Origin of the sequence: Pseudarthrobacter sp. H2, from assembly GCF_050157045.1 — a bacterium.
Classification (GTDB): Bacteria; Actinomycetota; Actinomycetes; order Actinomycetales; family Micrococcaceae; genus Arthrobacter.
The window spans coordinates 236,946-259,457 of record NZ_CP189594.1 but is presented as its reverse complement, the minus strand read 5'-3'; the positions used below and the strand labels follow the sequence as shown (position 1 = coordinate 259,457).

18 protein-coding genes and 1 pseudogene are annotated in these 22,512 nt (G+C 68.5%); 9 read left to right on the top strand and 10 right to left on the bottom strand.

What is annotated here, in order from left to right:
* Positions 1–301: 301 nt before the first annotated feature.
* The 5 genes from ACQCSZ_RS01250 to ACQCSZ_RS01230 form a co-directional block, all read right to left on the bottom strand.
* The gene (locus ACQCSZ_RS01250) at positions 302–877 is read right to left on the bottom strand and encodes a GNAT family N-acetyltransferase (protein WP_427006340.1); all 576 of its coding nucleotides are present in this window, start codon (positions 875–877) and stop codon (positions 302–304) included.
* A gap of 94 nt (positions 878–971) precedes the next feature.
* On the bottom strand, positions 972–2,174 hold the full coding sequence (locus ACQCSZ_RS01245) for an acetate kinase (RefSeq protein WP_427006339.1): 1,203 nt from the start codon (positions 2,172–2,174) through the stop codon (positions 972–974).
* Between the two features lie 8 nt (positions 2,175–2,182).
* Positions 2,183–4,309, bottom strand: a complete 2,127-nt coding sequence (gene pta, locus ACQCSZ_RS01240) for a phosphate acetyltransferase (RefSeq protein WP_427006338.1) — start codon at positions 4,307–4,309, stop codon at positions 2,183–2,185.
* 62 nt (positions 4,310–4,371) lie between these two features.
* On the bottom strand, positions 4,372–4,530 hold the full coding sequence (locus ACQCSZ_RS01235; RefSeq protein ID WP_427006337.1) for a hypothetical protein: 159 nt from the start codon (positions 4,528–4,530) through the stop codon (positions 4,372–4,374).
* 15 nt (positions 4,531–4,545) lie between these two features.
* A complete protein-coding gene (locus tag ACQCSZ_RS01230; RefSeq protein ID WP_427006336.1) occupies positions 4,546–5,100 on the bottom strand; it encodes a hypothetical protein in 555 nt (184 codons plus the stop codon).
* A 421-nt stretch (positions 5,101–5,521) separates the two neighbouring features.
* On the opposite strand from ACQCSZ_RS01230, the gene ACQCSZ_RS01225 reads away from it, so the two are divergent.
* From ACQCSZ_RS01225 to ACQCSZ_RS01205, 5 genes are all read left to right on the top strand, one after another.
* A complete protein-coding gene (locus ACQCSZ_RS01225; RefSeq protein ID WP_427006335.1) occupies positions 5,522–6,028 on the top strand; it encodes a hotdog fold thioesterase in 507 nt (168 codons plus the stop codon).
* Positions 6,029–6,044: 16 nt separating this feature from the next.
* Positions 6,045–7,385 carry an AMP-binding protein gene (locus ACQCSZ_RS01220; RefSeq protein ID WP_427006334.1) on the top strand — a complete coding sequence of 447 codons (1,341 nt, stop codon included), beginning with the start codon at positions 6,045–6,047 and terminating at the stop codon, positions 7,383–7,385.
* Positions 7,386–7,611: 226 nt separating this feature from the next.
* On the top strand, positions 7,612–8,964 hold the full coding sequence (locus ACQCSZ_RS01215; RefSeq protein ID WP_427006333.1) for an MFS transporter: 1,353 nt from the start codon (positions 7,612–7,614) through the stop codon (positions 8,962–8,964).
* Positions 8,965–9,068: 104 nt separating this feature from the next.
* Entirely contained in the window at positions 9,069–9,674 is a 606-nt protein-coding gene (locus ACQCSZ_RS01210) for a TetR/AcrR family transcriptional regulator (RefSeq protein ID WP_427006332.1), read from the top strand.
* Positions 9,675–9,935: 261 nt separating this feature from the next.
* On the top strand, positions 9,936–10,772 hold the full coding sequence (locus ACQCSZ_RS01205; protein WP_427006331.1) for a DUF427 domain-containing protein: 837 nt from the start codon (positions 9,936–9,938) through the stop codon (positions 10,770–10,772).
* A gap of 92 nt (positions 10,773–10,864) precedes the next feature.
* Here the strand turns inward: ACQCSZ_RS01205 and ACQCSZ_RS01200 are convergent, their stop codons facing one another.
* Positions 10,865–11,272, bottom strand: coding sequence for a VOC family protein (locus ACQCSZ_RS01200; RefSeq protein ID WP_211879689.1), 408 nt, complete (start codon positions 11,270–11,272; stop codon positions 10,865–10,867).
* 658 nt (positions 11,273–11,930) lie between these two features.
* On the opposite strand from ACQCSZ_RS01200, the gene ACQCSZ_RS01195 reads away from it, so the two are divergent.
* Positions 11,931–13,331, top strand: coding sequence for a sensor domain-containing phosphodiesterase (locus ACQCSZ_RS01195; RefSeq protein WP_427006330.1), 1,401 nt, complete (start codon positions 11,931–11,933; stop codon positions 13,329–13,331).
* 201 nt (positions 13,332–13,532) lie between these two features.
* Here ACQCSZ_RS01195 and paaZ read toward each other — a convergent pair whose 3' ends face one another.
* Positions 13,533–15,644 (bottom strand): phenylacetic acid degradation bifunctional protein PaaZ, encoded by a 2,112-nt coding sequence (gene paaZ, locus ACQCSZ_RS01190; protein WP_427006329.1) that lies wholly within the window; start codon positions 15,642–15,644, stop codon positions 13,533–13,535.
* A gap of 146 nt (positions 15,645–15,790) precedes the next feature.
* On the opposite strand from paaZ, the gene ACQCSZ_RS01185 reads away from it, so the two are divergent.
* Positions 15,791–16,207, top strand: coding sequence for a PaaI family thioesterase (locus ACQCSZ_RS01185; protein WP_427006328.1), 417 nt, complete (start codon positions 15,791–15,793; stop codon positions 16,205–16,207).
* Positions 16,208–16,437: 230 nt separating this feature from the next.
* A complete protein-coding gene (locus ACQCSZ_RS01180) occupies positions 16,438–17,646 on the top strand; it encodes a globin domain-containing protein (RefSeq protein WP_427006327.1) in 1,209 nt (402 codons plus the stop codon).
* A 13-nt stretch (positions 17,647–17,659) separates the two neighbouring features.
* Here the strand turns inward: ACQCSZ_RS01180 and ACQCSZ_RS01175 are convergent, their stop codons facing one another.
* Both ACQCSZ_RS01175 and ACQCSZ_RS01170 read right to left on the bottom strand, forming a co-directional pair.
* A complete protein-coding gene (locus tag ACQCSZ_RS01175) occupies positions 17,660–20,113 on the bottom strand; it encodes a hypothetical protein (protein WP_427006326.1) in 2,454 nt (817 codons plus the stop codon).
* Between the two features lie 4 nt (positions 20,114–20,117).
* On the bottom strand, positions 20,118–20,825 hold the full coding sequence (locus tag ACQCSZ_RS01170; protein ID WP_427006325.1) for a tyrosine-protein phosphatase: 708 nt from the start codon (positions 20,823–20,825) through the stop codon (positions 20,118–20,120).
* A 188-nt stretch (positions 20,826–21,013) separates the two neighbouring features.
* Between ACQCSZ_RS01170 and ACQCSZ_RS01165 the strand changes: the two genes are divergently transcribed.
* The gene (locus ACQCSZ_RS01165; RefSeq protein ID WP_427006324.1) at positions 21,014–21,862 is read left to right on the top strand and encodes an SGNH/GDSL hydrolase family protein; all 849 of its coding nucleotides are present in this window, start codon (positions 21,014–21,016) and stop codon (positions 21,860–21,862) included.
* A 21-nt stretch (positions 21,863–21,883) separates the two neighbouring features.
* On the opposite strand, the pseudogene ACQCSZ_RS01160 reads toward ACQCSZ_RS01165, so the two are convergent.
* Positions 21,884–22,488: pseudogene (locus tag ACQCSZ_RS01160) on the bottom strand (GNAT family N-acetyltransferase).
* Between the last annotated feature and the right edge of the window lie 24 nt (positions 22,489–22,512).

The window sequence follows — 22,512 nt, the reverse complement described above, 5'->3', positions numbered from 1 at the left end:
GAGTGCTCCGTAACGGCCCTATTGAGTCCCCATAAGGGCCATTGCGGAGCACTCGATGCGGGTGTGGGGCGGGGTTCGATGCGGGTGTGGGGCGGAGTTCGAGGCGGCGCGGGGTGTGGGGCGGAGTTCGAGGCGGCGCGGGGTGTGGGCCGGCCCGACCCAGCTCCGCGCCGTAGCCAGGCGGGCACCCGATTGCCGGATATCGCCGCCCTCTCCGCGCGAACGAGCATTTCAGGCCCGGAAATCGCCGTTTCGCGGGCCTGAAGTGCACGTTCGCGCGGGCCGGTAACGGCCATTGCCGTCAAATCGCCGTGGCCTTCCATTCCCGGGCCCATTCCTGGGCGAGGACGGCATAGACCACTTCCGTGGCCCACCGGCCCTTGTAGTGCCACTTGTCCACCTGCGTTGACTCCAGCCGCATGCCGAGGCGTTCGCAGAGCGCGGCCGAGGCGGTGTTCAGGGCATCGAGCCTGGCCTCGATCCGGTGGAAGCCCAGCTCCTCGAAGCCGAGCCGCAGCAGTGCCCCTGCCGCTTCCGTGCCGATGCCTCTTCCTCGGGCTGCCGGGGCCAGGCTCCAGCCGATCTCGGCCTGCCCGCGGCCGGGGAGCCACTTGAGGACCACCTCGCCGAGCAGCCCGGGCGCGTCCGCGGCTTCGATGGCCAGGCAGACCCAGTCGCCTTCCCTGCCGAACGCGAAGTTGGCGTAGCGGCCTACCAGCTCCATGGACTGCGTGTAGCTCTTGGCGTCGCCGGGCAGGAACCGGGCGGTCTCCGGCAGCGAATGGTACGCGTGGTAGGCGTCCAGGTCCCCGGCCTCGAAACGGCGCAGCACCAGCCGCGCCGTGCGCAGGGGCAGGGGCAGCTGAAGTTCCCTCATGGCCCCACACTACCCATCGGCTGCTCCCCACCGGCCCCCTCGCCTCGCAAGCTCGGCCAGGGAACCCTGCCGGCGTGGGCCCAAACGGCCGTTTTCAGCCGTCAAGAGGGCCGTTACGGAGCAGCCGATGAACGATTGAGGATGAACGGCTGACGACGTCGGCGGTGGCCTCCGCGATCGCACGCTCCTCGTCGGTGGGCACCACCAGCACCGGGATGGCCGAGCCGGCGGTGGAAACCACGCGCGGCTCCGCGGAACGGACCCGGTTGGCCCCGGCGTCGAGCTCCACGCCGAGCGCGCCCAGCCTGTCCGCCACGAGCGCCCGGAACTGGTGCGAGTTCTCCCCGATCCCGGCCGTGAAGACGATCGCCTTGGCCCCGCCGACCGCGACGTGGTAGCCGCCGATGTACTTCGCGAGCCGGTAGGAGGCGACCGCGAGCGCCATCGCCGCCTTCGCGTCGCCGGCTTCCGCGGCCTCCACCACCGAGCGCATGTCGTTGTTCCCGGCGAGGCCCTTGAGCCCGGACTGGCGGTTCAGCATGGCGTCAAGGTCCTCCGGGGACCAGCCGGCCCGGCCGAGGAACACCAGGATGGACGGGTCGAGGTCGCCGGAGCGGGTGCCCATCACGAGGCCCTCCAGCGGGGTGAAGCCCATGGAGGTGTCCACGGACCTGCCGCCCTGGATCGCCGTGACGGAGGCGCCGTTCCCCAGGTGGGCGATCACGCCGTCGAACTCTTCCGGCGGAAGGCCCAGCAGCGCCGCGGCACGCTGCGCCACGTACGCGTGTGAAGTGCCGTGGAAGCCGTAGCGGCGGATGCCGTGGTTCGTGTAGAGCGAGTCCGGCACCGCGTAGCGCCAGGCGTGCTCGGGCAGGGTGCGGTGGAAGGCGGTGTCGAACACGGCCACCTGCGGCAGCTCCGGCCACTTCCTGGTGATCGCGCGGATGCCCAGCACGTTGGCGGGGTTGTGCAGCGGGGCCAGCGGGTTGAGCCGTTCGATCGCCCGGGTGATCTCGTTGTCGACCAGGACCGGCTCGGCGAAGCGTTCCCCGCCGTGCACCACCCGGTGGCCGACGGCGTCGAGCACGCGGTCCCCCAGCGCCTCAAGGATCGCTGCCCCCACCTGCCCGAGGGCCTCGGCATGGTCCCGGGGGCCCTCGATTTCGCCGTCGCCTTCGCCGCCGTTTCCCATCCCGATCTTCTCGACCAGGCCTTCGGCGAGCACGCTGCCGGCCTCGACGTCGCGCACCTGGTACTTGAGCGAGGATGAGCCGGAGTTGATGACGAGCACGAGCATGGGGCCTCCTAAGCCTTGGCTTCCACGGACTGTATTTTCGCCGGGTCCGGCGTTTCCGGCGTTTCCGCGGTCTGCGCCTGGATGGCGGTGATCGCCACCGTGTTCACGATGTCCTCCACGGTGCAGCCCCGGGACAGATCGTTCACGGGCTTGCGCAGCCCCTGCAGGACGGGCCCGACGGCGACTGCACCGGAGGACTGCTGCACCGCCTTGTAGGTGTTGTTGCCGGTGTTCAGGTCGGGGAAGATGAAGACGGTCGCCTGCCCGGCCACGGACGAGCCCGGCATCTTGGACGCGGCGATGGCGGCGTCCACGGCGGCGTCGTACTGGATGGGGCCTTCCACCGGGAGGTCCGGCCGGCGTGCCTTGACCAGCCCGGTGGCCTGCCGGACCTTGTCCACGGCCTCGCCGGAGCCGGAGCCGCCGGTGGAGTAGGAGAGCATCGCGACGCGCGGCTCCACCCCGAACTGGACCGCCGTTTCGGCCGAGGCGAGGGCGATGTCCGCGAGCTGCTCGGCGTTCGGCTCCGGGTTCACGGCGCAGTCGCCGTACACCAGCACCCGGTCCGGCATCAGCATCAGGAACACGGAGGACACGATCGTGACGCCCGGCCGGGTCTTCACGAATTCCAGCGCCGGCCGGATGGTGTGCGCCGTGGTGTGCGCGGCGCCGGAGACCATCCCGTCCACCACGCCGAGCTGGACCATCATGGTGCCGAAATAGCTCTCGTCCTGCATCACCTCGAGGGCCCTGGCCAGGTCCACGCCCTTGTGTGCCCGCAGCTCCGCATACTTCTGCGCGAAGCCGTGGCGGAGTTCCGAGGTGGCCGGGTCCACGATCCGGATCCCGGAAAGGTCGATGCCCTGGGTGGAGGCGACCTCGCGGACGTCGGCCTCGCGGCCCAGTACCGTGAGCTCGCAGACGTCGCGGCGGCGCAGGATTTCCGCGGCCCGCAGGATCCGGATGTCCTTCCCTTCCGGCAGCACGATGTGCCGGCGCTGCGAGCGGGCCCGCTCGATCAGCTCATGCAGGAACCGCAGCGGCGTCATCCGCTCCGGCCGCGGCAGGTGCAGCCGCTCCAGCAGTTCCGCCTCGTCCACGCGCCTGGACCACAGGCCCACGGCCGAGGCCACCTTCCGCCGGTGGCCGGACCAGATCTCGCTGCGCACCTCGGAGACCCGCTGGGCCGTGGCGTAGGTGTCCTCGGTGGCGGCAAAGACCGGAAACGGGGCCTGTGCGAGCAGCGAATAGATGTTGGCGTCGGGGGCCAGGCCGCCGGTGAGGATCAGCGCGGAGGGCACCGGGAACTCCGGCGACCAGGACGAGGCGAGGCAGGCGACCAGCACGTCCGCGCGGTCACCTGGAACGATCACCAGCGCGCCGTCGTCGAGCACGCCCAGGAAGTTGGCGACGCTCATGGCGGCCACCCTGACCGAGCGCACATCGCGCTCCAGATCGGGCAGCCCGGCCACCTGGCCCAGGGCCAGGGCGGAGGCCACCTCGCCCGTCGTCGGCCGCGCGATCTCCTCCAGTTCCGGCAGGACGTAGACCGGCCGGCCGGTCGCGCCGGGCCGGACCGCGGCCGCGATGCCCTCCAGGTCCGCCGGATCCGCACGGTTGACCATGATGGCCAGGAGCGTGCAGCGTGCAGCGAGGAGCTCCTTGCGGGCCACCTCGACGGCGTCGGCGGCCTCCGCCACGGTGCGCCCCTTCGCCCCCACGACGGCGACGACAGGGACCGCCAGGTTGTTCGCCAGCCGGGCGTTGAGGTCGAACTCGACGGCGGCGTCCTGGCCGGTGAGGTCGGTCCCCTCCACGATCACGACGTCGCAGTGCCGGGCGATCTCGGCGAAGATCTCCACGCAGCGGGCGTCGATTTCCTCGCGCTTTCCCTCGGCCAGCAGCCCGCGGACCTCGGCGAAGGTCAGCCCGCCGCGGCAACGGTCCTCCTCGAGCCCGAACCGGGCCTTCATCAGCGCCACCATGGGATCGGAGGCGGCGTCGGGGCCCGTGACCACCGGCTTGAAGAAGCCGATCCGGTCCGCATGCCGGTGGAGCATGTCCGCCAGGCCCAGGGCGATGAGCGACTTGCCGGAGCCCGGCGTGGTCGCGCTGACGTAGATTCCCTTGGCCATGGCCGCCCTTTGTAGTGATGTGTTGCTGCTCCGTCCCACCATACTTTCACTTGTCCGGGCTTTCACTTGTCCGGGCTTTCACTTGTCCGGCCGGGTGGTTCACCCGTGGAGGAGCCTGCTGCCCGGGTGGCCAGGGCCTTGGTCAGCGGGGTGTCTTCCCCGGCCTGCGCCGTGGCCGGCGTGGCCGGCCCGGGGAAGCCACTATTCTTCGGTGTTTCCACCGTCCAGACGGGCGCCTAAGTGGTTCGGCTGCCCGCAGCCAAGGTGCCCGCAACCAAGGGGGCGAGGGCTGATGCCAGGCCCGCGGCGTCCGGGACGAGACGGCGGCCCGTCTCCCGTGCCCGGTTCACGCGGCCCGCATGGAGGTCGTCGTCGATCAGACAGGCAACCAGTTCGAGCCGGCGGCCACCGGTTATCGCGGCAGACGAGGCCAGGCTCAGAACGGCGGCGCAGGCCGTTTCCCGGTCCTCACCGTCCAGGGCGCTGACAGCGTAATCGACCCGGTGCGGGAGCAGGACCAAAAACAGGTTCACGAATTCAAGGAAACTGGTCCGCGATTGAAGTTCCCCGGCCAACTCCTCTATCCGGAACCGGTCCAGGACTGGCGCCCGGTCGATGCGGGCCCGGTTCCGGCGCGGCACTGGTTCCCGCGGCTGGTCCCCCTCCGCCGCCCAGGGGGTTGATCCGGGTATCCGCCCGTGCGGCCCCGGGACAAAGGAACTGCCGTCCGCGGCGACAGATGAGGTGAAGGCCCGGAGCTTACCCGTGGCTGATTTCAGGCTGATACCCATGATGTCCATCCTTTCGCGTTGGCAGTACGGCCCGGATCTCTGTCCGCCCGAACGCCGGGACTCCATCCGGTTGTGCCTGCAGAGAGGTGCCGGTGAGTCCAACCTAGGGTGAGGAGCCGGCCCGGTCACGAGTGGCCGCTACTGGATATCGATGTGCCACCACCCGCACGGCGGGCCGCCACTACGGAACACCCGACCCGGCCTTGGGGCCGACAGACGGGACTCCCTGGACTTCCGGGGCGTGGATTCCGGCCGTGTGTTCCCTGCCAAGGACAGGTCTTCGACGGGGTCCCCGACGTCGATGTAAGGATGGCATTTCACCAGTCGGCTGGGGATGAAGGGCTCACTGGGTCTTGACAGAAGGCACCCAAATGGGATTACCTAATGAACATTCGGTAAATAAAGCTGGAGGCAATGACGCATGGCTGAAGTGAGCATTTCCGGTGGCACCCACCCCATCCTGCAGGACGACTATGCCTCCGAATGGATGGGCATCGAAGTGCTCGCACTGGACGACGGGCATGCCACCCTGCGCATGACGCTCCGCCAGGAAATGCTGAACGGTTTCGGGATGGCCCACGGCGGAATGATCTTCGCCTTCGGCGACACCGCGTTCGCCCTCGCCTGCAACCCGGCGAAGCCGCAGCCCGGCGAGGAAGACTCCATCACCGTTGCTTCCGGCGTCGACATCAACTTCCTGAAGTCGGCCTTCCGCGGCCAGGTGCTCACCGCCGTCGCCAACCGCCGCGCGAGCACGGGGCGCAGCGGGCTCTACGACGTCCAGATCTACGCCGCGGACCCCGCTGGCCCGGCGGCCTCCCTCGCGGCTCCGGCCGCGACCGTCCCAGGCGAGCTCCCCGCAGACATCCTCCCGGGCGAATTGATCGCCGAGTTCCGCGGCCGCAGCCGTACCATCTCCAAGAAATAGAAACAGGGAACCCCAGATGACCCAAGAAACCGTCGCCGCCCCCAGTGATGCCGTCCTGGACCGCGAGGAAACCATTTCCCGCGATGAGCTGGAGGCGCTGCAGCTCAGCCGCCTGCAGCACACCCTGGCGTACGCCTATGACCGCGTCCCCCTGTACAAGCGCAAGTTCGACGAGGCCGGGGTCCACCCCACGGACCTCCGCGAGCTCTCCGACCTTGGCAAGTTCCCCTTCACCACCAAGGAAGACCTCCGCCTGGAGTACCCCTTCGGCATGTTCGCCGTGCCGCAGCACGAGGTGGCCCGCATCCACGCCAGCTCCGGCACCACCGGCCGCGCCACCGTGGTGGGCTACACCAAGAAGGACCTGGCCGACTGGGCCAAGCTCGTGGCCCGCTCGCTGCGCGCCTCCGGCGTCCGCCCGGGCATGAAGGTCCACAATGCCTACGGCTACGGCCTGTTCACCGGCGGGATGGGCGCCCACGCCGGCGCCGAAGCCCTGGGTTGCACCGTCATCCCGATCTCCGGCGGCCAGACCGAACGCCAGATCACGCTCATCCAGGACTTCAAGCCCGACGCCATCCTGGCCACCCCCACCTACCTGCTGACCATCGCCGACGCCATGGCCAAGCAGGGCATCGACCCGGCTTCCACCTCGCTGAAGTACGCCGTCCTGGGTGCCGAGCCGTGGACCGAGGAAATGCGCCACGAGCTCGAGGTGACCATGAACATCAAGGCCTGTGACATCTACGGGCTCTCCGAGGTCATGGGCCCGGGCGTGGCCGGCGAGGCCGTGGAAACGCAGGACGGCTGCCACATCTGGGAGGACCACTTCCGCCCCGAAATCATCGACGCGTTCAACCCCGCCGTCGGCGTGGACTCGGTGCTGGGCGACGGCGAACACGGCGAACTGGTCTTCACCTCGCTGACCAAGGAAGCCCTGCCGATCATCCGGTACCGCACCAAGGACCTGACCCGCCTGCTGCCCGGCACCGCCCGCCCGGCGCACCGCCGCATGGGCCGCATCACCGGCCGCAGCGACGACATGATCATCCTGCGCGGCGTGAACCTGTTCCCCTCGCAGATCGAGGAAATCGCGCTGCGCATCCCGGAGCTGAGCCCGCACTTCCAGCTCGAGCTCACCCGCCCCGAGGGCCAGCGGATGGACCAGCTGACCGTCAGGATCGAGCGCCGCGAATCCGTCACCCCCGAGGGAAGCACGGCAGCCGCCCGCACCCTCACCGAGCAGATCAAGATCCACGTCGGGTCGTCCTGCACTGTCGACGTCGTGGACCCGGGCTCGCTGGAGCGCTCCAACGGCAAGCTGCGCCGGATCTACGACATGCGTCCCAAGGCCTGACCCTGAATTTTGCGGTGACCATGCCCCGGCGGCTGAATCCGGCGCGGACCCTGGTCCTGGCCGGGGCGCGCCTGGCGATCTCCAGCCTGCACCGCTCCGGACTCCATCGCCTGATGGCATCAGGTTGCCATTAATGGGCAACCGGTTGCCACCTGTGATCCAAGTCGCTATTCTGGATGGACAGCCCACCTAACGGTCGGTCATGTCATCCAGAACAGGACAAGCAATGACGCAATCCCCCTCGCTTTCTGAGACCCCCCTCCACACCACAGCGCCCCACCCGGAAGTTCCGAAGACGGAACTTCGCCGGGCCGGTTGGGCCGGCTTCATCGGCACCGTGCTCGAGAACTACGACATGGTGGTTTACGGCGTGGGCACCGCCATCATCTTCAACACGCTCTTCTTCCCCAACGTCACCCCCGCCGTCGGCTTCATCGCCAGCTTCGGCGCCTATGCGGTGGGCTTCGTGGCACGGCCGATGGGCGGCCTGTTCTTCTCGCGGTACGGCGACAAGATCGGCCGCAAATTCGTCCTCGTGGCCACGCTGGCACTCATGGGAACCGCCACATTCGCCATGGGGCTGCTGCCGACGTATGCAAGCGTGGGCATCCTGGCCCCGATCCTCCTGACCGTGCTGCGGTTCATCCAGGGCTTCGGCGCCGGCGCGGAAATGGCCAGCGCCGTGGTGCTCCTGGCTGAGTTTGCGCCCAAGGGCAAGCGCGGAGCCATGACCTCGCTGGTGTGGGCCGGTGCAGCGGTAGGGTCCGTGTTCGGCTCCCTGGCGTGGATCCTGGTACAACTGCTGCCCAAGGCAGACCTGGAATCCTGGGGCTGGCGGCTTGTGTTCCTCTCCAGCGCCCTCGTGACAGTCGCCGCCTACCTCATCCGCCGCAACATGAAGGAATCCCCCGTCTTCGCCGAACTGAAGCGCGAGCAGATGGATGCCGCCTCCCCTGTGGCCGAGGTACTGAAGAAGGGCCGCCGGCCGCTCCGCCAGGTCTTCCTGATCAACATGGGCACGCACGCGCACTCCTACATCTATCAGGCGTTCCTGGGCACGTTCCTGATTTCCGTGGTGCAGATCGAGAAGTCACTCATCCCCCAGATGCTGGCCATGGGCGGACTGTTCGCCATCCCCGCGGCGCTGCTGGCCGGACGCGCCACGGACCGCTGGGGCCGCAAGCCGGTCAACGTCTTCATCCTGGCCTTCCTGTTCCTCTTTTCCTTCCCGGCATTCTGGCTCAGCAGCACAGGCAACGTGTGGCTGATCGCCCTGGTCTACGCCGTGGGCTTCACCTTCGCCGTGGAGGGCGGGATCGCCTCACAGTCGGCCATGTACGCGGAACTCTTCGGTTCCAAGTACCGCTACGCAGGCGTGGCTATCGCCCGCGAGTTCTCGGCAATCTTCGGCGGCGGTATCGCCCCGATAATCTGCTCAGCCCTGCTGGCCTGGGCCACGAACTCCTACTGGCCGATTGCCGTCTACATGATGGTCATCGTGGGAATCTCCCTGGTTCAGGCCGTCAAGACGCCGGAGACACGGGACCGAGACCTCACCCTGGAAGAGAACGCCAACTAAATCCGGGTACGATAACTCCGGAATCTGCGGTGGGCCGCCCGCGGCGGCCCACCGCTTTTCCAGCTTAACCTGATTTACCGAACGTTCGTGAGAAAATAGCTGGTATGCCCTCCACAGCAGCAACCACGAAGCGCGGCCGTCCCGGCTATGACCAGAAGTCGGTGCTGACCGTCGCCGTCGACGTCTTCAACCGGCACGGTTACGACGCCACCTCGATGGGCATCCTGGCCGAAAACCTAGGCATCTCCAAGTCCGCCATCTATCACCATGTGCCATCCAAGGGCGATCTGTTGAAGCTTGCCCTTGAACAGGCCCTCGGCGGTCTCGAGTCCGTCCTGGAGCGGCCGGAGGCGCTCACCGGCACGGCCGAAGCCCGGCTGGAGTTCGTGCTCCGGGAAACCATCGCGGTCCTCGTGGACCGACTGCCGTTCGTCACGCTGCTGCTGCGCCTGCGCGGGAACACGGAGATTGAACGGGACGCCATGGAGCGCCGGCGCAAGTTCGACCACAAGGTCGCGGCCCTGATTTCCGCGGCCCGCGACGAGGGCTCGCTGCGCCAGGACATCGACCCCCGCACGGTCACGCGTCTGCTGTTCGGCATGATCAACTCGATCGTGGAGTGGTACAAGCCGGGCGGGTCGCTGTCGCCGGAGAAGCTGGCCGACGACGTCATCACCATGGCGTTCAACGGCCTGCACATCCCCCGCTGACCCCTCCCGGCGGCCGCGCCATTGGACATGCCCTCCGCTGAGGCTGCACCCCCGCGGGACATGCCCTCCGCTGCCCGCGGCCGTTGGGCATGATGGTGATATGTCCACTCGTCACGGCCAGCACTGGGCATGTCCCGCGGATCCCGGGTCGACGCGCCCCGCGGGACGCCCCAGCCACCGGAAAATCCTGCAGGATTCAAGGGAGCGCCCGGTGCCGCACGGCCATTGACGGCGCGGGGGCGCGGAGGCCACCCTGAATGCATGGCCACGAAACTATCCGATGTCCTCTTCGGAACCTTTTCGCAACTCCGTTACCAGCCCACCGCCAAGCGGGTCCGGGCGAGCCTTGGCGGGAACGCCGTCGTCGACACCCTCAACGCACTCCTGGTCTGGGAGCCGCGGCGGATTACCCCGATCTTTGCTGTTCCGGAAGGCGAGCTGCGGGCGGAACTCGCGGCGCCGGACCAGCGACAAGCCGACGTCCCCGAGTTCGGGTTCAAGATGGTGCGGGACGCACCTCCCGTGTTGGACCCCCGCACCGGCTTCAGCCGGCACACCTCGGCCGGCGAGGAGTTCGACGTCGTGACGGCGTCGGCGACGGCGTCCCGCGCCGCGTTCCGCCCGGACGATCCGCACCTTGCCGGGTATGTGGTCCTGGACTTCGGCGCCTTTGACTGGCTGGAGGATGACGAGGAGATCATCGGCCACCCCCGCGACCCGTTCCACCGCGTGGACATCCGGGCCTCCTCCGTCAGGGTGGAGGTGGCGCTCGACGGCGTCACGCTCGCCAGCACGAACGGCGCGCATCTCCTCTACGAGACGATGCTCCCGGTCCGCTATTACATCCCGCGCGGGGATGTGCGCCTGGACCTGATGGAGGCGAGCCGCAAGCGGACCGTGTGCCCGTATAAAGGCGAAGCCCGCTACTGGACGTATCCCGGCCCGGAGACCGGAAGGAACGTCGCGTGGAGCTATGACCGGCGCTTCCGCGACGCCGCCCAGATCCACGGCCTCGTGTGCTTCTTCAATGAGCGGGTGGACGTGACGGTGGACGGCGTGCTCCAAGCCCGGCCCGTGACGCCCTGGTCCCTGCCGTAGACAGCGGGAAGGCGCCCCGCTGAGCCGGGGCGCCTCGATACTTCCGCCGATCCGCTGGTACTTCCGCCGATCAGATTCCGGTGCAGATCCGGTCAGACCTGGTAGTCAGCCGGCGAGGTGATGTTCTCGTGGACGCACAGGATGTTGTGCTCCGAGTCCATGAACCAGGCGCACTTCTCCGAATCGGTTGTGCAGATGTGGTGCTCGGTCTTGAGGTCCGGGAGGTCGTAGTCCTGGAACCTCACACCCTTCGCTTCCATCTCCTCGACGGTCCGCTCGATGTCGCGGACCTCAAAGCTGAGGGTGGTGTGCTCGGAGTGCTTGCCATCCGTCACCGGCATCAACTGCAGCATCGGGCCGCCGTCGCTGCCGAACATTTCGCTGCCATCTTCCGCCACGCCACGATGCGGGAGTCCGAGAGTTTCCGCGTAGAAACGGCGGGCGCGCTCTTTGTCATCAACGGGCAGAACGGTTGTGGCACTGTTCAATACTAGGGTCATCTTTCCACCTCCTACGATGAAGATTTTACGCCGGAGCGGGCCAGAAAGAGCCTGCGAATTGGCTGCCGAAAGCCTCACCGGCGGGCCCCCCGGCGTCCCCCCGGGAACGTGTGTAGGTAGGCTGGGCGGATGGACGAGGAGACAGGCCCTCGGAGCCCCCCGCACGCGCTGGTGGATTGCGGCCATTGTTGTTGTCCAGGTGGCCGTCCTGGCGGTTCCCGCAGCCAGCCTGGCCCGCTTTGTGATGACAAATGCCGTCGGACGGACCACCGTGGTCAAGGACGAGGCCGGCGAAGAGCGCACCGTGTACTGGCGCGATTATCCGGGTGTTGCCGGTCTCGATCCTGACGAAATTCTTCGCGGCCCACTGCCGAGGAGGGCTATGCCGCCGGGAAGGAAATGGTCGCGGAAATCCGGGCGGCACTGGCCACGGAGCTTGAGCTGGCCACCACCGCTGCGGCCAAAGCACCCTGGCTCGCGCGGCGCCGTCGTCCGCGGACCGGTGCGGCGGCAGCGGCGCCCCGCACCCTACGCGCCGCGCGCGGACCCGGCGGGGTGGCGGGGTGGCGGGGTAGGCTCAGTGAACCAGGCAGGGGGCATGGGAATGACAGATAGAGAAGCGAACACACCGCGGGTGTGGGATGTTTTAGTTTGCGTATTGACTGTCCAGGTGGTCTTCGCGCTGGCCGCCGGCGCAGTCGTGATCTTGGATCCGGCAGAGGTACTGGACCATCCCGGCGTCCAGATGCTGGCAGGCTCGCTGGTCCTGATGCCGATCGTCATGGCCCTCCTCCTTGCCCTGCGTTTCCGCAGGAATCACCGCTCGGAGAGAATCCGTACCAGGAATGTCTCCCGACTCATAGACATGGTGCTGAGCACCAGCCACGACTGGGTATGGGCGGTGGATGACCAGTGGAAATTCACGTTCTCCAGCCAGACCAGCGCCGGCCTTCTTGGTTATCCGCCCGCAGAGCTCGTCGGTGAGCCCTGCAGCATGATCATCGACCCTGACGATCTCGCCAGGGGCCGTCGGGCCGTGGATGCCTCACTGGGCCGGGAAAGTTCCTCGTGGAAGGGTGTCACCATGCGCTGCCGACACCGCGACGGCAGCACAGTCTGGATGGAAGTGGCCGGGGGTATCCGCCCACCTGCTGATGGACAGCGCGGGGGCTTCGGCGGGACCAGCCGGCTGCTCCCGCCGGAGACCGCGCAGGAAGCAGCCGCTTCATACAGCAGAACCCGGATCCGCGAGATGATCGACGGGAAGTTGCTCCTGACGGCCTTCCAGCCCATCCACAGCCTGGGCACCGGGCACCTCATCGGAGTTGAGGCGCTGTCGCGGTTTGTCAGCGATGACGGCGCAGGTACAGAGTACTGGTTCCGCGAGGCGGCCGCCGTTGACCTCTCGGCAGAGCTCGAATTCGCTGCCCTGACCACAGCGCTGGAGGCCGCGCGGGAGCTGCCTCCGCGCATTTACGTAGCCCTGAACGTTTCCCCGGCCACATGCCTGGACCCGCGGCTCCCCGGAATGCTGGAGCGTTCGTCTCTGCCCTTGGACCGGATTGTCCTGGAGCTGACCGAACGGCTCGAAGTCCCTGAATACGGTCCCCTCGTCTCAGCCCTGGCGCCGCTGCGGGAGCGCGGCCTGCGCATTGCCGTCGACGACGCCGGCTCGGGCTTCGCCTCCATGCGCCACGTCCTACACGTCCGGCCTGACATCATCAAGCTGGACCGCAGCCTTATCGCGGGGATCGACGACGACCAGGGCCAACGCGCTCTTGGTGCAGCCCTGGCCGAGTTCGCCCGACAGATCGGCGCCACCGTTGTCGCGGAAGGCATCGAAACACAGGAAGAACTCGCGGCCGTAACCCGGATCGGAATGACCGCAGGACAGGGCTACCTCCTCGGCAGGCCATCTGTCCACCCGCGTGAATGGGCAGCATGGCATAAGGCCTCCATCGGGGAGTTAACGCCATCCAATGAATGCGCGTCCGCCCCGGGCCGCGTCAGCGGGATCGGCGGCCGGCGGAGCGCCAGCGAGGACGGCCGCCGCGCCTAATGGCCGGACCGGACCACTGGGTGATCCGGCCCGGCCATTCCATGGGACTAGATGATCGGACGCTGGTAGGACGCTTCAACGCCCCCACGCAAAACACCTGACTGGGATACCCCAGCTGGCGCCTGCGTGATTTACTGACATCCATCTGAACCGCCAACACGTGTTGCAACGACTGCTGGAAACCGCCAAGTGAGGGAGCGTCTATTTCTCCACGAGGGTGAGGACGTCGTAGGTGGCGACGATCTCGTCGTCCTGGTTGGTCAGGACGGCGTCCCAGGCCACCTCGCCGTACTCGTCGGTCTCGCGCGGGGTGATCTTCTTGGCCGTCAGCGTGACCCGGATGGAGTCGCCCGCGGCCACGGGGGTGATGAAGCGCAGGTTCTCCAGGCCGTAGTTGGCCAGGACGGGACCCGGCGCGGGCTCCACGAACAGCCCGGCGCCCCAGGCCAGCAGCAGGTACCCGTGCGCCACGATGCCCGGGAAAAACGGGTTCGCGGCGGCTGCCTCCTGGTTGGTGTGGGCGTAAAAGGTGTCGCCCGTGGAGTTGGCGAACGCCGTGATGTCCTCCAGCGAAACCTGGCGCAGCCCGGAGCGGATGGCGTCGCCGATGTGCAGCGTGCCCAGGGGCTTCCGGAACGGGTGCTGGCCTTCGGTGTCCAGGGTGAAGTTGCGGTCCGCCCCGGTATGCCAGATGCCCGTCACGGCGGTCAGCATGTTGGGCGAGCCCTGGATGGCGGTGCGCTGCATGTGGTGCATGACCGAGCGGATCCCGCCGAGCTCCTCGCCGCCGCCGGCGCGGCCGGGTCCGCCGTGGACCAGGTGCGGGACCGGTGAGCCGTGGCCGGTGGAGCTGCGGGCGTCCTCACGGTTGAGCATGAGCACACGGCCGTGGTGGGCCGCGATGCCCGTCACCAACTCCCGCGCCACGGCCGGATCGTTGGTGCAGACCGAGGCGACGAGCGAGCCGCCGCCGCGGGCGGCGAGGCGGACGGCGTCGGGCAGGTCCGTGTACCCGACCACCGAGGACACCGGGCCGAATGCCTCGAGCGAGTGGAGCTCCTCGGCTTCCGGATCGGCCCAGCTCAGCAGGACGGGCGACATGAAGGCGCCCTCGTCGACGACGCCGACGGTACCGTCGGCGCTGGTCACCCTGGGCGAGTCGAGGGTGCCGTAGGCGAGCTCCCCGCCGGCGTCGAGCATGGCCTGGACCGCGGCGCGGACGTCGGCGAGCTGCTCCCGGGAAGCCAGGGCGCCCATGGTGACGCCCTCGGCGCGGGGGTCGCCAAGGACCACGCGTTCCCGGATCCGGTCCCCGACGGCGGCCACGACGTCGGACACCAGGTCCTGCGGCACGATCGCGCGGCGGATCGAGGTGCACTTCTGCCCGGCCTTCGCCGTCATCTCGGTGACGAGGGACTTGATGAAGGCGTCGAACTCCGGGGTGCCCTTGACGGCGTCGGGGCCGAGGATCGCGGCGTTGAGGGAGTCCGTCTCCGAGGTGAAGCGGACGCCGCCCTTGACCACGTTCGGGTGGGACTTCAGGGTGTCGGCGGTGGAGGCGGAGCCGGTGAAGGAGACGTAGTCGCGGTAGTCGAGGTGGTCCAGGAGCGTCCGGACGGACCCGGAGATCAGCTGCAGCGAACCCTTGGGCAGGATGCCGGATTCGATGATCGCCTTGACCACGGCGGTAGCCACATAGCCGGTGGGGGTGGCGGGCTTGACGATGGTGGGGACGCCGGCGATGAAGGCCGGGGCGAACTTCTCGAGCATGCCCCACACGGGGAAGTTGAAGGCGTTGATCTGCACGGCCACGCCCGGGATGCGGGTGAAGATGTGCTCGCCGGCGAACGAGCCGTCCTTGGACAGCACCTCCATGGGGCCGTCCACCACCACCTGGGAGTTGGGAAGTTCGCGGCGGCCCTTGGAGCCGAAGGTGAAGAGCACGCCGATGCCGCCGTCGATGTCGATCATCGAGTCGATCCTGGTGGCGCCGGACTGCGCCGACACCGCGTAGAACTCGTCGCGGCGCGCATTGAGGTACTGCGCCAGCTCCTTGAGCTTGAGGGCGCGCTGGTGGAAGGTCAGCTTGCCGAGTTCGGCCTGCCCGGTGGTGCGTCCGTAATCCACGACGGCGGCCAGGTCCAGCCCCGCGGTGCTCACCCTGGCCAGGAGTTCGCCGGTGCTGGCATCCAGGACGGGTGCGGCGCCGGCTGCGGCGGCGGCGTCGGGGGTCCACCAGGAATCCCGGATGAAGCTGGGAACGATTTCTACGGTGTCTACAGTGGGTTCCGGAGCAGTTGCGGTGGTGGTCATCGTTGATGGGTCCTTCCAGCGGGCAAGATCAACACGGCCAGCGCATTACTGACCGTCCGTTCGGTAATATGTCTACAGTACAGGAATGATGCCCGCGGCACACTAGCCGCGGCACCGATTGGCCGGCCGGCCACAGAGGAGACGCCATGACGCCCGAGCCCCGCACCCCAGAGCTGTGGAAAATCACGCTCGGCGAACTTGACGAGAAGATGGGCGTGAAAATCGTCGAGGAGTCCGTGGAGCGCGTCGTGGCGACCATGCCGGTGGAAGGCAACCGGCAGTCGTTCGGCCTGCTGCATGGCGGCGCGTCCCTGGCCGTCGGCGAGGCCGTGGGATCCTGGGCCGCCGTGATCCACGCCAGCACGCTGGGCAAGACCGCGGTGGGCGTGGATGTGTCCGCGACCCACCACAAGTCCGCCCGCGAGGGGACCATCACGATCACGGCCACGCCCATCCACCTCGGCGGCACCCTCACCACCCACGCGGTGCTGATCACGAACGACGCCGGGCAGCGGCTGTGCACGCTGCGGATCACCAACCTGCTGCTGGACCGGAAGAACTGAGCGGAGGCGAAACCGCCGGGTTCGCCGGAAAGCGGCGGGGGTCGCCGTAGCAGCACGGCGACCCCGCAGCTTTCCGGCGAACTCGGGGATGAAGCCCCCGGCTACACCGGATTTCCGCCGCGATGTAGGGCCGATTGACCCGGAAGGCGCCCGGCCGCGGCTGTTAGATTGGCAGTGCTGAGCCACCCAACACCGACCGGCACATCCGGCCGCACCGGAAGGGAACCGCCATGCTCTCAGACACCTCGCTACCCGTGATCAAGGCCACGCTGCCTGTCGTGGGCGAGCACATCGAGGAGATCGCCAAGCGCTTCTACGAACACATGTTCGACGCGCGGCCGGACCTCCTGGACGGGCTCTTCAACCGGGGAAACCAGGCGGACGGCCGCCAGCAGCAGGCACTGGCCGGGTCCATCGCGGCGTTCGCCGGGCTGCTGGTGGACAAGCCGGACCAGGTGCCGGACCACCTCCTCTCGCGGATCTCCCATAAGCACGTCTCGCTGGGACTGAGCCCGGACCAGTACCAGATCGTCCACGACCACCTGATGTGGGCGATCGTGGACGTTCTCGGGGAGGCCGTCACGCCCGAGGTCGCGGCCGCCTGGGACGAGGTCTACTGGCTGATGGGGAACATGCTCATCAGCACGGAACGCGGGCTGTACAACGCCGTGCACCTGAGTCCCGAGACGATCTGGCGGACGTGGCGGGTGGCCCAGCGGATCCAGGAGACGGAGGACGTGGTCTCGTTCGTCGTCGAACGCACCGACGAGCGCGACGTCAAGCCGTCCCTGCCGGGGCAGTACGTGACCATCAAGATGCCCATGCCCGACGGCGTGCAGCAGCCCCGGCAGTACAGCCTGACCCGGGCCGACGACGGGCTGCACCGGCAGTTCGCCGTGAAGCGGGTCCATGGGCTCAGCACCCCGGACGGCGAGATGTCCACGCTGCTCCACGACGGTGTCCAGGTGGGCGACGAGGTGGTGCTCTCGGCACCCTTCGGCGATGTGGTGCTGGAGTACACGGACCGGCCGCTGGTCCTGGCGAGCGCGGGAATCGGGATCACGCCGATGGCCGGAATGCTGTCCCACCTGGTGAAGTCCGGCTCCCAGCGCCAGGTGATGCTCCTGCATGCCGATGACAGCGGGGAGTCCTTCCCGCTCCGGGCGCAGGTCACAGAAGATCTCGCGAAACTGGCGGACGGGACGTTGAAAACGTGGTTCCTGTATGCCGCCGAGGGCGGAAAGTCCTCCGAGTCCGGGTTCTCCGGCTTTATGGATGTCAGCGCCGTGGAACTGCCCGACGACGCCGAGTATTACCTCTGCGGGCCGCTGCCCTTCCTGCAGTCGGTCCGGAGCGCGCTGGTTGCCGGCGGCGTCCGGCCCAAGGACATCCAGTATGAGGTTTTCGGTCCGGACCTGTGGCTGGCGGATTTCCAGTAGTCAGCGGTACTCGTTACCAGCGGACCGTCCGGCGGCGGACCACCAGAAGGGTTCCGCCGAGCAGGAGGGCACCCGCGCCCAGCCCGGCTGCGGGCAGCAGCGCTCCGGCCCCGGTGTTGGCCAACCGCCCGGAACCGCCCGCGTCGCCCGCCGCGTGCACGGCTGCCGGGGGCGCGGCCGCCGGCTCGATGGTGAACGTCGCCGTCGCCGGAACGGAAGCAACGCCGTCGACCACCTGGCTGACCGAGACCGTATGCGGGCCCGCGGCCAGGCCGGCGGGGAACGGCACGGTCCAGCGTCCCCCCGCCGTCTGCGCGGCACCTGCCGGCACCCCGTCGACGAGGACGGTCACCTCGGCGCCGTCGACGCCGCTGCCGGAGATCGTCGCGGGGAGGCCGTCGTGGCCGAAGCGCAGCCCGTCCGGAATGCCGGAGACGGCCGGCGCGGGGGGCATCACGGTAAAGCTTCGGGTGGCCGAGGGGCTGTCTTCATGGTTGCGGGCCGTCTGCACGGCCGTGACCGAGAATTTGCCGTAGACCGCCTGGCCGGACAGCGGGATGCTCCACTTGCCGTCCGGGCCGACCGCCGCGGATGCGGTGATATTCCCGGACAGCCGCACCGTCAGTCCGGGCGTTCCGGTGCCGTCAATGCTGCCGGCACCGGTCAGTTCTGCGCCCTCCGACGGCTGGGTTATCACCGGTGCTGCCAGGTCCGAGACGTTGACGGACAGGGAGGCCGCCCCTGACCGGCTGAAGCCGTTCACTGTCTCGGCGGAGAACTGGAGCCGGCCGGTGGACAACGGTGCAGGGAATGACCAGTTGCCCGCGGCATCCACCGGCACCTCAAGCGGCGGCTGGCCTGCGACGGTGATGCGTACTTTCGAATTGGCGGCAACGGCCGAGGCCGGGGCTGCGGGGACGCGCCCCGTGACGGGCGTTCCGGCGGTGAACGTGGCGTTCGCCGGCGCGACGGGTTCGGGTTTGTTCAGGAAAAGCTGAAGCTGCACGCCGCCGGGAATCCGGGCCAGGGAGTCCTCAAGTGTGGTGGCAATGGCAAAGTTCTCGGCGGATCCTGCGGCGTCCCCGGCGCTGTGGGTGCCGACGGCGTAGTTGCCGCTGACCCACGGCCCGCCGGAGTCTCCCCCGCTGGACTGGACATCCCTGGAGAGGAAGCCGCTGAAGGCCCGGAGATCGGCAGGGTCGGCCGTGCTGCCGCCCACAACGTAGGTCCCCAGCTCGCTCACCGTGCCGCAGGACCAGCCGGTGGTGCGCCCGGAGCGGCAGACTGCCTGGCCCTGGAAGGGTGCCACCGTGCCGATGATCTTTACGGACGTCGGACCCGGGTTGGCGACGTTGTCCCACTTCGTTGCGGCAGGCTGGACGTTGACTCCGGTCCGCAGCGCCCCGATGACGGCGACGTCGGTACCCACGTTGCCGGGGGCAGCCTCGGTGCCCGTGATCCAGGAGTTGTTCAGGCCGCCGAACTGGCTGAATCCAAAGGTCCCCAGCGGGGCGAGCGGGCGCGTCAGGGTGGTCGTCGCGCCGCCCGCGGTGGAGGCGCTCGGGGTCTCGATGTCCGCGGACTTTTTCGCCGGCCCGTCTCCGGCGCAGTGCCCCGCCGTCAGCACCAGCGGCTCCCCTGCCGGACTGAAGGCGCCGAAGCCGGCCGAGCAGATGGCCTGCTGGTCGATGACGTAGCCCTGTCCGCCGAAGAGGTCCTCTTCGGTCTTGATCGGGGCGCCCTTCTGCAGCCGGACGTTGGCGTAGCGGGCCACGAATTCTGCGGGCGAGATCTTGGCGGGCGCCGGCTGCGCCGTCCCGGCAGGGGCCGTCGTTGTGGGGACAGCCGGCAGCGCTGTTTCGGGTGTATTGATCCCGCCGGTCCGGATGACGAAGTGCCCGTCGGCGTAGGCCACGGCCTGCAGCCCGGCGGGGCTGACATCACGGATGTACGCTTGGAACAGCTTCTCGGTGCTGGACGCCACCAGCTCCGCGGCCGAGGCAGCCGCCGGCGCGGCGGACGCGGGATCAGCCGGCGCGGCCTCCGGCGCCGGGGCCACCAGCACGAAGTCCGCCGGTGCGGCCTGGTTCAGCTGGTCCAGCCGCGCCTGCAGCTCAATGCCGCCACCTGTGACGGCGATCTTCCCGTCCTTCAGGCTGATCCCCACATAGCCGGGGAGGCCGCGCAAGGAGGGCACGGCGTCGGCGGCGCGCCTGGCCTGCTCGCCCGCGGCGTTGAACTCCTCGAAGGTCATGCCGAGGTCCCGCCCGATGGCCTCCGCCAGTCCGGCCGCGCTGACCGACGGCGCCACGGATGGCGAGGGAGCCGCCGTCGACGGCGCCGCAGCGGACGGCGTCGGGTCCGCTCCGGCTTCAGCCCAGGCCGGAACGGCAGCGAACGATCCGGAAAGCGCGATCGCGAGGGCCGCGGCAGCCTGGACCGCGGGCTGGAACTTCGTAGTCTTCACCCGGCTACTGTAGCCGCCCCAGTTTGCGCAGAATGGCAGTGAGCTCCGTGTCCGTCACCCCGTGGCGGCGCAGGTATTCACCGGTCTTCAGCGAGCGGACGAACTGCAGCAGGCTTCCGCCGCGGAATTCCAGCAGGGGCACCAGCACCTCATCGGGCAAGTACCGTTCATGCGGATGCGGGACTGCCGCCAGCCGGCGGTATTCATTGATGCCCCGCATCGAGCGCTGGTAGCCGAGCACGATGGCGTCGTCGGTGTCCCCGGCAAGGTCCTGGAGCATCGCCGCGACCATGCCGCTGCGGTCCCGGCCGGCCGAGCAATGGATGACGACGCCGCCCTGCGCTGCCGCGACTGCCTTGAAGACGCCGGCCAGCTTTTCCGGGAAGAGCCGGGCGTTGTCGGCGTAGGACGCCGGGTTGTTCAGGTACGGCCCGCAGATCGCGCGGAACTCGCTGTTGCCGGGGTCTTCCGTGGGGGCCAGCACGACGTCGAACGCCGCCAGCACCGCAGGGCTCACCGGCGGATCGGTTTCCCGGCGCTGCCGCTCGTCATCATTGCGGAGGTCGACGACGGTGCGGATGCCGCCGTCGTACGCCTGCTGCCAGCCGGCCTCGGTGAGCCATTCGCGGCGGCCCATGCGGTAGACGTCACCGGCGATGTGCCAGGCGTTGACGGCCCCGTCCCAGCCCACGGTTTTCCCGGACTCTTCCACTTACGAAAGCTAACCACAACGTCCGGGTAGTCCGCAGCCGTCATCAGGGTAGGCCACCCGAAAGTCTTTCCGTATAAGCGAGTAGGGGCCACGGTGTCCGGCAGGGCAGCCCGCGGATACGGTAGCCCCAGCATCGCCCATGGACGCACAGCCAGATCTCCCACAGCAGCGATTTAGGGGACTCCATCATGAAGAACATGTCATTCGGCCCCTGGTCCGGACGCCTGGCGGGCGGCCTGGCCACCATTGCCCTCATCGCGGGTTTCGCGGCTGCCCCCGCTTCCGCCGCAACGATTGAACCGGTCTACATTGCCCTGGGCGACTCCTATGCCGCGGGCACCGGCGGCGGCCAATACGTCGCACCCCCGCCCGGCCTTCCGCAGGAATGCCTGCAGACGGCAGCGGCCTACCCCGCGGTCCGGGGCGCCGCGCTCAACCTGGGCTGCTTTGGCGCCACGACGACGGATGTGACCGCCGTAGCCAGCGGCTATGCGGCCACGCTGGCGACTGCCTCGGTGGTCACCGTCACGGTGGGAGGCAACGACGTCGACACCGGCCAGGTTGCGGGCGCCTGCACCGTCGCTGCCGGTTCACCTGCATGCAGCGCGGCCCTGTACAACACCCTCGTGGTGAAGCTCCGCCAGTTGCCGGCCAAGATCAAGGCCATGGTGGCGGTCCTCAAGAAGACGGCGCCCAAGGCCAGGATCGTGCTGACCGGGTACCCCCGGCTCTTCACTGTAAGTGCGGGGCTCACCGCGCAACAGGCCCAGGCAGCGAAGTCCATGAATACAGCCGCCGATCTGCTCAACGCGACCATCGCCCTCTCGGCGCTGGCGAACAGGGTCGGGTACGTAAGTGTCACGGAGCGGTTCGCCGGCCACGGAATCGGATCCCCTGATCCTTGGATCGTGGCGCCGGAGGGGCTGTGCCTCCAGACCGTCAATTGCAGCCTGAGCCCGGCGGATGCCTTCCATCCCACGGCGGCCGGGTACTCCGGCGGCTATGCCGAGGCCCTGAAGGCGGCCCGGATCCCGTGATCGCGGCGGCGGCCCGGCTGCCTACCGCAACCGGGCCAGCCTGAACTCCAGGCCGTTGCGGACCATCGGCCACTCATGCTCGAGGATGGAGAACACCACAGTGTCCCGGAGCGCCCCGTCGCCGGCGCGGGTGTGGCTGCGGAGCACGCCGTCCTGTTTGGCGCCCAGCCGGGCGATCGCCTCGCGGGACTGGTGGTTGAGCCAGTGGGTGCGGAATTCGACCGCGGGGCAGCCGAGGGTTTCGAAGGCGTGGCGCAGCAGCAGCTTGGAGTCCGGGTTGCTGCCGCTGCCGTGCGCAGACGCCGCGTTCCACGTGGAACCGATCTCCACCCGGGGTGTGGCGGCGTCGATATTCATATATGTGGTCATGCCGATCACGCGGCCGGGGCCGCCGGTGGCCGGATCGATCAGCCGGGCGGTGAAGGGCAGCATGGAGCCGCACTCCTGGAGTTCCAGCCGCCGGTCGATCTCGGCGGCCATCCCCTCCGGCTCTGGGACACCGGTGTACCAGAGCTTCCAGAGGTCCCGTCGCGGACCGCCTCCACAAGGCCGTCGTGATGGGCCTGGCTCAGGGGCTCCAGGACCACGTATTTGCCGGTCAGGGTGAGGGGTTCGATGGATGTCACAGCACCATCCTAGGGTCCGTGACC

Coding starts and splice junctions, on each gene's coding strand:
- ACQCSZ_RS01250 (WP_427006340.1), bottom strand. CDS start 877: ATGAGGGAACTTCAGCTGCCCCTGCCCCTGCGCACGGCGCGGCTGGTG.
- ACQCSZ_RS01245 (WP_427006339.1), bottom strand. CDS start 2,174: ATGCTCGTGCTCGTCATCAACTCCGGCTCATCCTCGCTCAAGTACCAG.
- pta (WP_427006338.1), bottom strand. CDS start 4,309: ATGGCCAAGGGAATCTACGTCAGCGCGACCACGCCGGGCTCCGGCAAG.
- ACQCSZ_RS01230 (WP_427006336.1), bottom strand. CDS start 5,100: ATGGGTATCAGCCTGAAATCAGCCACGGGTAAGCTCCGGGCCTTCACC.
- ACQCSZ_RS01225 (WP_427006335.1), top strand. CDS start 5,522: ATGGCTGAAGTGAGCATTTCCGGTGGCACCCACCCCATCCTGCAGGAC.
- ACQCSZ_RS01220 (WP_427006334.1), top strand. CDS start 6,045: ATGACCCAAGAAACCGTCGCCGCCCCCAGTGATGCCGTCCTGGACCGC.
- ACQCSZ_RS01215 (WP_427006333.1), top strand. CDS start 7,612: ATGACGCAATCCCCCTCGCTTTCTGAGACCCCCCTCCACACCACAGCG.
- ACQCSZ_RS01210 (WP_427006332.1), top strand. CDS start 9,069: ATGCCCTCCACAGCAGCAACCACGAAGCGCGGCCGTCCCGGCTATGAC.
- ACQCSZ_RS01205 (WP_427006331.1), top strand. CDS start 9,936: ATGGCCACGAAACTATCCGATGTCCTCTTCGGAACCTTTTCGCAACTC.
- ACQCSZ_RS01200 (WP_211879689.1), bottom strand. CDS start 11,272: ATGACCCTAGTATTGAACAGTGCCACAACCGTTCTGCCCGTTGATGAC.
- paaZ (WP_427006329.1), bottom strand. CDS start 15,644: ATGACCACCACCGCAACTGCTCCGGAACCCACTGTAGACACCGTAGAA.
- ACQCSZ_RS01185 (WP_427006328.1), top strand. CDS start 15,791: ATGACGCCCGAGCCCCGCACCCCAGAGCTGTGGAAAATCACGCTCGGC.
- ACQCSZ_RS01180 (WP_427006327.1), top strand. CDS start 16,438: ATGCTCTCAGACACCTCGCTACCCGTGATCAAGGCCACGCTGCCTGTC.
- ACQCSZ_RS01165 (WP_427006324.1), top strand. CDS start 21,014: ATGAAGAACATGTCATTCGGCCCCTGGTCCGGACGCCTGGCGGGCGGC.